General features: G+C 38.7%; 12 protein-coding genes. 8 read left to right on the top strand and 4 right to left on the bottom strand.

The window, feature by feature from the left end; genetic code table 11:
* Positions 1 to 21: 21 nt before the first annotated feature.
* From ACO1XM_RS09860 to ACO1XM_RS09835, 6 genes are all read left to right on the top strand, one after another.
* Entirely contained in the window at positions 22 to 762 is a 741-nt protein-coding gene (locus ACO1XM_RS09860) for a LytR/AlgR family response regulator transcription factor (protein ID WP_486228388.1), read from the top strand.
* 161 nt (positions 763 to 923) lie between these two features.
* Positions 924 to 2243 carry a hypothetical protein gene (locus ACO1XM_RS09855; protein ID WP_486228386.1) on the top strand — a complete coding sequence of 440 codons (1320 nt, stop codon included), beginning with the start codon at positions 924 to 926 and terminating at the stop codon, positions 2241 to 2243.
* Between the two features lie 17 nt (positions 2244 to 2260).
* Complete coding sequence (locus ACO1XM_RS09850; RefSeq protein WP_486228384.1) at positions 2261 to 3472, top strand: hypothetical protein; 1212 nt, start codon at positions 2261 to 2263, stop codon at positions 3470 to 3472.
* Between the two features lie 204 nt (positions 3473 to 3676).
* Complete coding sequence (locus ACO1XM_RS09845; RefSeq protein ID WP_486228382.1) at positions 3677 to 4105, top strand: DUF1761 domain-containing protein; 429 nt, start codon at positions 3677 to 3679, stop codon at positions 4103 to 4105.
* A 147-nt stretch (positions 4106 to 4252) separates the two neighbouring features.
* Positions 4253 to 5089, top strand: coding sequence for a fatty acid desaturase family protein (locus ACO1XM_RS09840; RefSeq protein WP_486228380.1), 837 nt, complete (start codon positions 4253 to 4255; stop codon positions 5087 to 5089).
* Positions 5086 to 6051: a hypothetical protein gene (locus ACO1XM_RS09835; RefSeq protein WP_486228378.1), complete on the top strand. Its 966-nt coding sequence runs from the start codon at positions 5086 to 5088 to the stop codon at positions 6049 to 6051. The genes ACO1XM_RS09840 and ACO1XM_RS09835 overlap by 4 nt, the downstream gene beginning before the upstream one ends.
* A gap of 213 nt (positions 6052 to 6264) precedes the next feature.
* Here the strand turns inward: ACO1XM_RS09835 and ACO1XM_RS09830 are convergent, their stop codons facing one another.
* From ACO1XM_RS09830 to ACO1XM_RS09815, 4 genes are all read right to left on the bottom strand, one after another.
* Positions 6265 to 7107, bottom strand: a complete 843-nt coding sequence (locus tag ACO1XM_RS09830; RefSeq protein ID WP_486228376.1) for a CPBP family intramembrane glutamic endopeptidase — start codon at positions 7105 to 7107, stop codon at positions 6265 to 6267.
* A 317-nt stretch (positions 7108 to 7424) separates the two neighbouring features.
* The gene (locus tag ACO1XM_RS09825; protein WP_486228374.1) at positions 7425 to 8507 is read right to left on the bottom strand and encodes a hypothetical protein; all 1083 of its coding nucleotides are present in this window, start codon (positions 8505 to 8507) and stop codon (positions 7425 to 7427) included.
* A 13-nt stretch (positions 8508 to 8520) separates the two neighbouring features.
* Positions 8521 to 9171 carry a hypothetical protein gene (locus ACO1XM_RS09820; protein ID WP_486228372.1) on the bottom strand — a complete coding sequence of 217 codons (651 nt, stop codon included), beginning with the start codon at positions 9169 to 9171 and terminating at the stop codon, positions 8521 to 8523.
* Positions 9161 to 9751 carry an RNA polymerase sigma factor gene (locus tag ACO1XM_RS09815; protein WP_486228370.1) on the bottom strand — a complete coding sequence of 197 codons (591 nt, stop codon included), beginning with the start codon at positions 9749 to 9751 and terminating at the stop codon, positions 9161 to 9163. The genes ACO1XM_RS09820 and ACO1XM_RS09815 overlap by 11 nt, the downstream gene beginning before the upstream one ends.
* Before the next feature lie 209 nt (positions 9752 to 9960).
* On the opposite strand from ACO1XM_RS09815, the gene ACO1XM_RS09810 reads away from it, so the two are divergent.
* Both ACO1XM_RS09810 and ACO1XM_RS09805 read left to right on the top strand, forming a co-directional pair.
* On the top strand, positions 9961 to 11388 hold the full coding sequence (locus tag ACO1XM_RS09810) for a hypothetical protein (RefSeq protein WP_486228368.1): 1428 nt from the start codon (positions 9961 to 9963) through the stop codon (positions 11386 to 11388).
* A 217-nt stretch (positions 11389 to 11605) separates the two neighbouring features.
* Positions 11606 to 12661 carry a sensor histidine kinase gene (locus tag ACO1XM_RS09805; RefSeq protein WP_486228366.1) on the top strand — a complete coding sequence of 352 codons (1056 nt, stop codon included), beginning with the start codon at positions 11606 to 11608 and terminating at the stop codon, positions 12659 to 12661.
* Position 12662 lies beyond the last annotated feature (1 nt).

The following is a 12662-nucleotide window of genomic DNA, read 5'->3' as shown; positions in this document are numbered from 1 at the left end:
GAATTTCAACATTTGTATTTTGTGAATAAGCTGAAGGCCATTATAGTAGATGATGAAGAAAGTGCAAGAGATGTGCTTCAAAGCCTCTTGATGCGTTTTTGTCCTGAGGTAACGGTTGTTGCCAAATGCGATAACCTGCCAGATGCAGTAAGTATTATAGAGCAAGCGCAACCAGATTTAGTATTTCTGGATATTGAAATGCCCAATTATGCAGGATATGAAATTGTCAATTTTTTTAAATCCATAACATTCGAAATTATTTTTGTTACCGCCTACGACCAATATGCTATCCGTGCTTTTGAGGTTGCGGCAATTGATTACCTGTTGAAGCCTATAGATATTGAACGGCTAAAGAAAACAATTTTACGTGTCCGCGATCATCGCAGCATTGAACAACAAGCTAAACGGCTTTCCTTATTGGGAAACACTCTTGAAAATAAGCAGCTAAAAAATATAGTGGTAAGTGATAAGGGGAATCAACACATTGTTCCTATTGAGAGTATTGTAGCCGTTGAAGCGCAGGAGTCGTACTGTACTATTCATACGACTGAAAAAAAATATACAGCCAGTAAAAATCTTAAGCACTTCGAAACAATTTTTGAAGGACTTCCGCAAATCATCAGAGTCCATAAATCCTGGATTATCAATCTGACTTGCATGCAATCTTACTCAAAATCTGAGATGACTATTCAAATGAATAATGGAATAGTCGCCAAACTATCTAAATACAAAAAGGTAGAATTTGAAGCATCTGTTGGCTAATTCTCTTTAGTCAAGTAAAAGTTTATACACAGATATAACCTGAATCTGCGAAATTCATTTCACCGCTGTCCATTCCTATAGTTAATCTGGCTGTTGCTGAAGAAAAATAATAAGCGTAGGGTGAACTGACTAGTTTTGATCATCAACTAAGAACAGCCCAGATGAAAACCCTAAGCTTGCTCATCCTATTCGGCATTACTGGTTATGCTTATGCACAAGAGAATCAGAATATTGAAATTGCTAAACTTGAATCAGGAAATTTTCCTGTCTATAAAATTATAGATAAGGGGTATCAGGATTATAAAATTGAGGCTGCCACTAAGCCCTGGCCTGTTGAATTTATAAAAGAAGGAACCACCGTTTCAGGCCTGATGCTGAAACGAGCTGGCATTATTGAAGAAAAGTACGAAGCAGATCTCCCTGGTTTTCCAGCCTATTATCAAGCCAGCACAAGCAATATTGTACTTACAGTTATTAACAAAAAAATTTACTACTACAGTTGGTCGGTAAAGACAGGTTCAAAGATTGAATATATACTCACGGCCGATAAGCCGAAAAATTATGCAGATGAGAAAGCAGTTTTAGACGCGTACAGGAATGCTATTAAAGAAAAACAGACCAGTGCCCGTAGTGAACGCATTGAAGAAAATGCTGCACGCGAAGCACGTGAACTTCTTGAGAACACATTAGAAGGTAAAGAAATTAAATCTATTAAAGTGCAAGGCATTAACCTGCCAGCCAATGTGGGTATGCTTACTGTTGTGGCCATTGGTATAGAAGTAGAGCTTACGAATGGTATTATTCTCAAAACAAAAAACCTGGGCGGTAAAACACCCTATACCGATTTTGAAAGCAGTGTAAAAGGTGGCGACTTTGCCGGTGGCGATTTTAAAGTGGCTAATGATGCCAGACAAATTCCTAACGATAAAATTGAGATCAGTGTATGGTCAAAGTTTGACAAGAAGAAAGTTACGGGAACTTTTACACACACCCTCAATTACAAAAGCGACTTATTTTATAATTATCAAGGCGCTTCAGGTTCAATTGGTCGTGCGGCTGTGGTGGGTATTTCACAACATGGTGGTGATGGGAAGGATGGAAAAAGTATTTCCATGCGTGTCGACTCTTACAAACTCGAAGGAAATGTAATTCTGAAGTTGAGCATTACCGATGCAAATTCAGGTCAATTACTTAACGAAGCCAAAATTAACTCGCTTAATAAAATTACCCTCAACGTAAGTGGTGGAAATGGTGGTGACGGTGTAAGCGGCAGAGATGCCTACGAAGGTAATGGCGGAAATGGTGGTAACGGAGGTAATGGCGGTGATGTGTCACTATCAGGAGGTGGTGTGGCTCTGCTGAACATAAACGTACAAAACAATGGTGGACGAGCGGGCAATGGAGGTATAGCTAAAGTAGCAAACATTAATAGCAGAGGCGCGAATGGCTCAGCGGGACAACAAGGAACCTTACTAAAATAACCTAAATAAAAATGCACATGAAAAAAACAACAATCATTTTGGCTATAGTGGCGCTTATGCTCAGTGCTGCGGGTGCCGAAGCACAATTGGCAAAATTAAAGGATAAAGTTGGTGGTAAATCATCATCCAATGCAGGTGGTGGACCATTCGCAGATTTTAATGCAGAGACAGACGACATGGGGGTGACTGGCCAGTACTTTGGCTTAGTAGACAAGAAACCTTTTGGATTACGATTTGTGAAAGAAGAAGGAGGTAAAGTAGTAAACAGCCTTCATTATTTTGAGAAGAAGGGAAGCGAGCCTCAATTAAAACTGAGTTTGAAAGAGAGCTATTACACTAAAAATCAAGTGAAACTTTTCTTTGCCTGGGTAACTGCCAGCGCCAGTGGTTATGTAGAGATAATTGAAGTAGCTCCTGGTGTGCTTGCCCAGATCACTTCCGACAGAAGTATGAACGATGGCCCTGTAGCCCTTGACGCTATGCGTAAAGTAAAAGATGTGTACGCAAAAGATAAAGCAAATTTTGAAACCTGGGATATGGAAACAGCACAAGCTAAAGTTGACATGCTGATTTCATCATTAAATACAGAGGCTATGGAAAAAGAAACAGCCCTGTGGATGAAGAACGAAGTGTTTTCAAAAAATGTGGGTAAGATTATTTTTGCTGATCAGCACTACCATTTGATGAAACAAGGTTATTCAAATAAACCGCCAATGGTGAGTGCAGATAATTTTAAGGCAGAATTAGACATGAGCAGAAATATGAACTACATGGCTTTTTTCAAATATCCACCAAAGGTTAAATACCCTGGTCAAGAGATCAATATTGAATACGCTATGGGTGGACAAATAACCAACCGTGCCGAACTTAGAAAGAAGTCGGCAGCATGGAGTAATATGGTGAAAATTTTAGAAACGAAAGATTTTGATGACAGACAGCATAATCCACGCGCTTTACGCGAATACAATAACTATGCTGGTCAATATGTGCAGGACTATGCCTTCATTAATCTTTTGTATTTGAATAAAGATAAATTCATGATTGGAAAGTCTTACGACCTCACAGTAAAGATGTATGCACACCGCGATGGCGAGAACGGTGAAGTTATTGCCGAGGGCGTTGTGAAATTGAAATATACACCAGAAGCTCATGCCATGTTTAATGGGGATCCTTCAAAGCCTGGAGAAAAAAGTGTTTGGCAACAATTTGAAGAGTTCTTAGAGGAATAATAAATTCTAAACACTTCACAAGAAACCGACTTGGATAAAAATTATCCAAGTCGGTTTTTTTTTGGTAAATACTGTGAAATGAATATTTTTTGAACCTGTTACAATACATGAGACAACAAGTGATAAGTAATATTCAAGTGTGCATTTATATTTTATCTGAGGTTTTGTATCTTAGTTAAGACTTAAACCTTAACCAACTCCACTATGCAAGAATTAGGACTCAGCTATACAGCCATCATTTTGGCTACGATAGCAAATTTTTTTGTCGGATTTTTATGGTACAGCGTAATATTCAGGAATGCCTGGATGAAAGAAATGAAAATACCGATGGACACGAAACCACCTGCCGGCATGATGATTAAAAGCCTTGTCATGAATCTCGTGGGCTGCTTTTTTTTAGCTTATGTATTTGCCCATAATACAGCAGCCTGGTCATTTGTCCCGGGCATTGACCAATTGGGAACGGTCGGTTCCATTGCCAATGCAGCTATTTTTACATGGCTGGGCTTCTTTGTTATTGTGGATCTTAACACAGTTGCCTTCGAGGGTAAATCCTGGAGGCTGTTCTTCATCAATGCTTCTTATCACTTCATGATGGTGCTGGTTTCAGCCATTATACTTCACACACTATAACAACTTCGCTTATTATTCTCATCAACCTCACTTGTCTTCTGGTAAAGCCGATGAGTGGGGTATTACTATGTCGACAAAACATAGGCCTAACGTCTATTTGCTAAGTTCTCAGACTAAATACTATCTTTATCTTTAAAGGATATTCATTTGCAAACTGAAACTTTGAACTCGACCTCCAAGCCTTCAATTAAAGAACTAGGAACTGACCTTCTTAAGCTTTCCAAGTTTAAATTATTTCTTACCATAGTAATGCCTTTATTGTTTTTTGCGCTTTTTTTTGTTTTTGCATTCTATGCTTATTGGCTCTTGGCGATATTTTGCGCCATGGCACTGAGCTTTAGTACTTACGGATCCACGTCTCATGATCTTGTTCACGAGAATTTAAAAATCAATCGAATGCTTAATCTATTTTTACTTTCTTTCACAGAGGCAATATGTTTTAGGAGTGGACATGCTTATAAGCTTAGTCATTTATATCACCATAAAAGATATCCTCACGAAGATGATGTAGAAGGGTCTGCATCCCGTATGACTTTTTTTAGAGCGTTGCTTGAAGGTGTGATTTTCCAGTTCAAAATATACAAATGGTCTGTTAAACAATCCAAAGGGATGGTAAAGTATCGTACCCTAATACTTATTGAAGGTATTATCATAATTTTTCTTATCGTGCTTTGCCTTTATACCCTACAATTCACACATGTTCCTTTTGTATATCTGTGCCTTATGATTTCAGGTAGCTGGATAATACCATTAATAACCTCTTATGCAGTTCATACACCTCATGGTTCAGGAGAGCTACAGCAGACACGATTGTTTCGAGGCACTTTCTTCTCTTTGCTTGCATTTGATCACTTGTATCATTTAGAGCATCATTTGTATCCGATGGTTCCACATAAAAATTGGCCTAAACTGGCTAATCGACTAAATGATTATTTTAAAAGACAGGGAGTAAAGCCCCTTGAATTGAAAATTGAATTAAAGTGAAGGATCAAAACATTAATATAGACCGAAGAACACTTTGGGAAGCAATTTTAGCTGATGGCAGATTTCTCTTGATTTTCAACGCTATCATATTGATTCTTTCTGGATTACTGGTGATCGTTCAGTCAATTACTGGCCATTTTTTACCACACGATGTATCATACCTTGGCCTTGATGCGGCAGAGCTATCAGTATTTAATAATGGTACGATCACTAAATTCATGTTTCATGATCGGGTCTCTTTCGGAGGATCCATTGTTGCTGTCGGCTTTCTGTATATGTGGTTAGCAGAGTTTCCACTAAAGAACAAAGAGTCGTGGGCTTGGTTTCTCTTTTTGTTTTCAGGCATCTTAGGTTTTGGTAGTTTTCTCACATACTTGGGTTATGGTTATCTTGATAGTTGGCATGGCATAGCTACCCTTTTACTTTTACCCTTTTACATAACAGGACTCGTTAAGTCATACTCCCTTATTAAAGATAATGCCTCTGTTAGGGATATTTTCCATCAGAAGGAAAAGGTGAGCATTAAAACCACCTATGGTATAGGAAAACTATTTCTTTTATTCTCCTCTATCGGAATGCTCTTGGCAGGAATAACTATTATGGTTGTAGGAATGACCACTATTTTTGTTCCGCAGGATCTGACATACATGGACATTACTGTTTGTGGTATTGAAAAGATTAATAGTAGACTTAAACCACTAATAGCACATGATCGTGCTGCCTTTGGAGGTGGCCTTGCCACAATTGGATTACTTTATTTTTTTATTATTAGAAGAGCGAGCCCAACTATTAATCTTTGGCAGATTCTTTTGCTGTCTATGACCATAGGATTTTCTACAGCAATTGGTGTTCATTTTATAATTGGATATACAGATTTTACGCACTTACTGCCTGCTTATTTTGGCGTTGTAACAACCTCAATTGGTTTAATTCTTACGCATAAAAAAATGACACAATTGTAGCAGGTAATACAGTAAATAGTGGTGGATACTTTAAACTGCGAACTGTTGTAAATGATTCTCTGGATAAAATTTTGGTTTTATTTATTTTTTGTTCGCACTCATTCTGCTTGTGAATAATGGCAATGAGAACACCTGCAATATTTCCATAATTATCCTTTAAATAGCGCACTATGATTTTCAGTTGCAGACGCTACTGAATTCATCTGGATTTGATTATTTCCTTTTTACAATTTTACCTTCTCTCTTTGCAAGAAAATAGAGGCTCACACCAATAAACAATAAGAAGATTGCTGTAAAAATTGAACCCTCAACACCTACAGCACCACCTGTAAGTAATTCAGGGCCATTCAACTGAGATTGTATGATACTGCCCATATCACTAAGACCGGTAAGATTGGAACCATAAAAGGGTTGAGCAAAATTCCATCCTAAGTGAAAGAAAAATGGAAGCCAAATTCTTTTAGTATAGACAAATAACATGGACATTGTGAAGCCCCAAATCAAAACAAAAAATAAACTAAACAGATTGGCATTAGGATTAAACAAGTGGTCAGTTTCAAATAACATTCCGATGATTAGTGTTGCATTGGTACCCAACCAATTTTCGCACTCCCGTATTATTATACCTCGGAAGAACAGATCCTCAATAAATGCAGCAATCATTAAAAGCGTGAATAACCTTAAAGAATAATGATCTGTCGTAATACTAACCGCTTCGTAATAGCCTAAAAAATATAAAATTGAGATTGATAATGAGATTGTTATAAACCCCAGAAGAAAACCTCCAAGCATTTCTTTTGGTAAATGTTTCAGTGACAATTCTGTTATTTTTCTCCTATCGTATAGACGAAACAGAAGATAATATACAAGTAATAATGTCATTAAAGAGATACAATGAATAATTGGGTCAACAATACGCTTGTCTTGTGTTATACTATAAAGAAACGGTTTTGATACAAAGTTTTGAATTGTAACAAATAAGGAAAAGCAAATGCCGATTCCTACAATAATTTTAGTAATGGGAAAGTACAAGACTTTTTTGAGTGAAGCATTCATAAATTCTTCAGGTTGTTGTAATCTTTTGATTAGACACTATAGAGATATAGTTGGTTACAACCCGACATGTTTTTGATCCTTCACTCGCCTTCGTTGTAATGGGGGAACGATTAGAGAGTACTTCTTCGCTTAACTTTTCACAAGATGTCTTTCAATTCAAAATGAGTGTTGTTTACAGGCTCAGGTTTCCTTAGGCTGTTTTACTGTTTCTCTTTGATAGAAGTGTACTCGTTGTGCTGTAGCATATTCCAGCAAAAAAACTCCACAATAGTCAGTTGTACAGGGCTTTTAAATTGAGCAGTAAAAGTTTAACCCCCTCAGAAAGTATACCGCATGGTTAACCCAAAATTGAATTTTTTAAAATCATCCGTCAGATAAAATTCCGGAACAACGTTTATACGACTACCCCCAATTTCATTGAAGAAATAAAGTTTCATGGTTTTTCCTTTATATATGTTGCCGCTATTACGCACAAGATAAGCAGCACCTATACCTGTCCAGCTTGGGCTTCCCTTTCCCTGACTAAAATTCATTCCATAGCTTAATGAAAGAAAAGAATTGATATTGCCACTATATCCTCCTTCCGTATTGACTTGTGCAAAAAACTGATTCTGATAACCTAATTCAAGACGATGGAGTGGGCGATTATATCGATCGTTGAATTGAAAGCCAGCCGTAACTGTAAGCTCAGGGTACAAGCGCTCTTGCACTAAACCAAGTCCACCATGTAAATTCAACGCCAGCATATCCAGTGGGTGTACAAAACTTATTGATTCGTTCACAATCTCTCCATCCTTGAGTACTACACGTGCGCGCATGAATTTTCTGCCTGGCGATAGGGCTCTCGGATTTTTATTCAGATTTTCAATTACCTTTTCAAAATCTTCAGTGGATACGCCATTTAATCCAGCGAGATGTGCAGCATAAAGTGTTGCGGTATATGTTTTTGTTTTGATGAAAACTTCCCAGCCAGGTGGTTTAAGTTCAACGATCTCGCCTGCTTTTACACGTACGTTTGTCTCTGGCGCAGGTTGTGTAATTTTAATCTCTGTTTTTTCACCAATGGGCCGATAGTTATAGTTCATGGCTCCAAGAAGCATAGCTTCGTCCTCGTGGGTGATGTTAGCGTCAATCTGGTAAGGACCAGTTTCTGAAAATCCGGATGGCATACTCTTTTGCACTTGCTGCAACAGATTCGCCAGGAGTTTAGGGAAATCCCTTACCTGTTGATTACTTCTGGAATAATTTTTCATTTCCATTACTACAATACATTCATGTGTAGGAAATTCAATTCGGATTGAATCTGGTAAATAATCAATTCGGTTTCCTTGCGCACTCACCTTTTTAGTAAGGAACAGTGTTAATAATAGTATCAATATTGTTAATGTTTTTTTAATCATTTTCTTATACTGTTTAATGTTTAAAAATAAGTTCACCAGTTCGCGATTTGCGCTCCAGTGTTTCCTGTTCACTTTCTGTGAACTGAACTTTCAACACCATGCGTTTATCTGCGGAAGAGGGAATAATCATGGTGTTTTTTTCAGAGCCAATGATTGCCGCCACACGCGGGACTGCCGGAGTGGATTGACTTTCCAGTATTATTGGTTCCTTGTGTGCTGCTTCAACAGTCTCTTGTTGCTCAGGTTCAATTTCGGTCAGAAAAATTTCTTCCTTTTTATCTTGAGTTTCAACCGCTTGATCCGGTAACCCTTTTTTCTTTTCTCTTACTTTGACACCGGGTGCTTCTGTTGTACATTTTTCTTCCGGTTTTCTTGATGTCTGATCTCTGTACACAAAAAGCGGCTGGTTACCTTCTTTCATAATGGCCAATTCAAGTTGTGCTAATTGAACATCAAGTTCTCGCTGGTGGGTGCGTTCCAAAGAAAATATAACCAAGGCCGTTGCTAAAAGAACGGATGCAGCTGCATAATAGAATAAAAGTGTGCGTGAGCTGGAGGCTGGTTTCTTGTCAATGGCCTGCCATACGAATTCCTTATTCCAGGCAATCGGTCTGGCATCGGCCAGCTGAATTTTTTTACGGATTTTTTCTTCATCATGTTCCATAGCCGAATCCTTCTTGTGTTAACATTTTTTTTAGCATGGCTTTCGCCTTGAATAATTGTGTGCGCGAAGTGCTCTCTGTTATTGAAAGCAAATCAGCAATTTCCTGATGCGCATAGCCTTCTACCACATGTAGATTAAACACCGTACGGTAACCGGTCGGCAATTGCGTAATCATCTGGTAAATGTCTTCTGCATCCATACTCGACAATGTTTCAAGACTTTCCTCTTCCGTTAGTTCATGTACACTGTCCATCATGGTAAAACTGTGTCTGCGCCTGAGCCACATCAGCGCTTCATTGATCACAACTTTCTTCATCCATCCTTGCAAACTTCCATCGCCCTGATATGAGAAGGAATCAATGCGATTAAAAATTTTGGTGAAGGCTGTAATCAATACATCTTCCGCGTCCTCCCGATTCTTCACATACCGCATGACCATCCTGTAAAAGGTTTCCGCATGTTGCCCATAAATCCACTCCTGGGCCTTAGGGTCAGCCTGTTTACAGCGTTTGATTAATTCGGTTTCGTTCAAGGTACCGGTGTTTACGGATTTATCAGTTAAATGCTTAAGTGTAAGCATTCGTTGCCTGAGCTTCTGATAATTTTTAAGAATAATTAGTTTTAAGCGCATCTAAAACAATTATTAAACTCTCAAAAGGGTCGATTTTGTGTATTCTTCGCTGGTATTACGGTTCACTACACCGATTCTCCCGTTCAGTACAGCCCTTTTGTTTAGCCTGTATCTGTTTACCAGCTTTACACCGTATACGCATACAAATACCATTGTTTATGAAAACTCTACGTTTTTTATCCCTTGCGCTTCTTGTTACGCTTAGCAGCTATAGCGTTATAGCACAGTCTTTGTCAGTATCGGTGTCGTCTTCCAACGATCATAGTAAGATCAGGTATCGCAGCGATAATCCTATGCAAAGCTTTAATGTGGAAACCCGTGGTAAAATTGAATTAACAGATGACGACAAAGACATTAAGAGTATGTCGTCTGACGGCTACCTGGAAATTGAGAAGACTGTATTTGGCAGCAAGCGCAAAATTGTGATTACAGCGGAAGGTAATGTGCTAAAGCGCGAATACTATGAGGGACGCACCTCTTCACCTTTTGAACCCGAAGGCCGCAAGTGGTTGGGAGAGATTTTACCTGAGTTAGTGCGCACAACAACACTTGGCGCAGAAGGCCGCGTGAAAAGGTTTTTTGCCAAGGGTGGTACATCAGCCGTGTTGAGTGAAATAAATTCAATGAGTAGTGATTATGTGATGAGCCACTATGCTGGCCTGTTAATGAAACAAGCAGTATCGGCAAAAGACTATCCGGTAATTATTAAAAGTATTGTTGATGCTGTTGATTCAGATCATTATCGCGCCCAGTTTCTGGAAAATAGCATGGACAAGTTTATGGGCGATCAGGCAGCTATTGATGCCGTATGTCTGGCCAGTGGCCGTATGGAGTCCGATCATTACAAAACACAAGTGATTAAGCGTGCGCTGCGCGATAAAAATGTTTCACCACAAGCAATGAAGTCAATTCTGGCGGCTACAACAAAGATGAGTTCAGACCATTATATTACGGAAGTAATTACAACACTGTTGAAACAAGATGTGAGCGATGTTGTAGTAACGGAGGCAATCAACGCCAGCAAATCCATGAACTCTGATCATTACCGCAGTGTGGTGTTGAGTACAGCACTGAGCAAACCAAATTTGTCGGCAGTATCGTATCAGCAAACCTTAGAGGCGGTTAAGGGAATCAACTCAGACCATTATAAAACAGAAGTGCTTAAACAATTGATGCGTGGCAATTTAGGTAATCAACAGCTTTTTACCTTGGTTGATTTAAGCGCGTCTATCAACTCAGATCATTACCTGACAGAGGTATTTAATGAAGTGCTACAAACGCAACAACTATCCGATGAGGCATTTAAACGTTTGATGGACCGTGTGGGGGATGTTAACAGTGATCACTATGCTTCCGTGATACTTCGTTCAGCCTTGAACAAACCTGGTTTAAACGATGCAAAACTCATCAGTATTTTGGAGAATGCAGGTAATATAAACTCGGATCATTACATAACCGAAGTTCTTACTGCTGCTGCACCTAAAGTGAAAGCGGGATCCTCAGTTGTGAAAGAGAATTACCGTGCTACAGCCAAACGTATCAGTTCTGAGACTTACTACGGCAGGGCATTGAGGGCTATAGAATAATAGCCTCTCCACAGACAATGGATAAATTAAAAAGCAAGTATAGGCATGTACAGTATATATTAAATAATATGATGTGCTTGCCAATGCTGGCTACCTGCATAAAATGTATTGTAGTTCTGGCTGCCTATCCTTATTTCACATCTTTTTCATTTTAAAAATGCCTCACTATATAGCACTGCTTGATGTTACCCATTAAAAATAGTAGCTTGAAACCCAGATGCGACATATTTCAACCTCTTTTACAAACACTACTATGCGCAGGTATGTGATTCTGGTTGTTGTGTGTACTGTGCTGAGTGTACTTTTTTACTTGTACTCACACTATAGCGAAACAGGTATGCTGCCCGTACTGCAGCAACATGCGCAACGTATGGCAGTAGCGGCTCTGCTTACGAATTTGCTTGGTCTTATTCTTTCCCAAGCTGACAGGTTACTTGATAAATTTATTTCGTGGCGCACAGTATTTATGTTGCGCTTTATGACGGGATTTGTTACAAATGTAGCGCTGGCCGTTGGTTTTATCTTTTTCTGCAAACTGTATTTGTTTGAACTTGAGCGGGATGAAATAATTAAACTGAGCGTATTGCTTACCATCAGTATTTTTATTTATGAAATTTTCTATGGATGGTTTTACTCATATCGGTATTATGCCATTACACAGGTAGAACAATTACGTACAGAGCGCTGGCAATTAGAATTACAATTTGAATTGTTAAAAAATCAAATCAGTCCGCATTACCTGTTCAACTGTTTGAATACCATTTCCTCCCTACTCTATAAAGACAGTCATACGGCCGAAAAATTTATCAGACGTATGGCAGACACATTCAGGTATGTGTTGGCTAATCAAAAGAAGAAGTTAGTTACGTTACAGCAAGAAGTAGATTTTATCAAAGCATATTATTTTTTATTACAAGTCCGCTTTGAGCATCATCTGCAATTGGAGATTAACCTGCCTAAAAATATTTTAGATACGCCTATTCCCCCGCTTACGCTACAGCTATTAGTCGAGAATGCTGTGAAGCACAACCAGATTACAAAAGATATGCCGCTGTTAGTTTATATTACTGCCAAAGATAATACGCACATCGTTGTAACGAACACAAAAACTGCCACTCAGCAGCCTGTCTCAAGTTTTAAAGTAGGTATTGAAAATATCAGACAACGCTATCGTTTCTTTTCAGAAGAGGAAATATCAATTCGTGATGAGGATAAGTTTAGTGTGCAATTACCGGTTTTAAAGTTGAACACAAAAAACGCTGATCTGGTTTAGC

The sequence above is a fragment of the Chryseotalea sp. genome, from assembly GCF_057350905.1.
The sequence above is the reverse complement of the archived record's forward strand: the minus strand, read 5'-3'. Positions and strand labels throughout refer to the sequence as shown.

Coding starts and splice junctions, on each gene's coding strand:
- ACO1XM_RS09855 (WP_486228386.1), top strand. CDS start 924: ATGAAAACCCTAAGCTTGCTCATCCTATTCGGCATTACTGGTTATGCT.
- ACO1XM_RS09850 (WP_486228384.1), top strand. CDS start 2,261: ATGAAAAAAACAACAATCATTTTGGCTATAGTGGCGCTTATGCTCAGT.
- ACO1XM_RS09845 (WP_486228382.1), top strand. CDS start 3,677: ATGCAAGAATTAGGACTCAGCTATACAGCCATCATTTTGGCTACGATA.
- ACO1XM_RS09830 (WP_486228376.1), bottom strand. CDS start 7,107: ATGAATGCTTCACTCAAAAAAGTCTTGTACTTTCCCATTACTAAAATT.
- ACO1XM_RS09825 (WP_486228374.1), bottom strand. CDS start 8,507: ATGATTAAAAAAACATTAACAATATTGATACTATTATTAACACTGTTC.
- ACO1XM_RS09820 (WP_486228372.1), bottom strand. CDS start 9,171: ATGGAACATGATGAAGAAAAAATCCGTAAAAAAATTCAGCTGGCCGAT.
- ACO1XM_RS09815 (WP_486228370.1), bottom strand. CDS start 9,751: ATGCTTACACTTAAGCATTTAACTGATAAATCCGTAAACACCGGTACC.
- ACO1XM_RS09810 (WP_486228368.1), top strand. CDS start 9,961: ATGAAAACTCTACGTTTTTTATCCCTTGCGCTTCTTGTTACGCTTAGC.
- ACO1XM_RS09805 (WP_486228366.1), top strand. CDS start 11,606: ATGCGACATATTTCAACCTCTTTTACAAACACTACTATGCGCAGGTAT.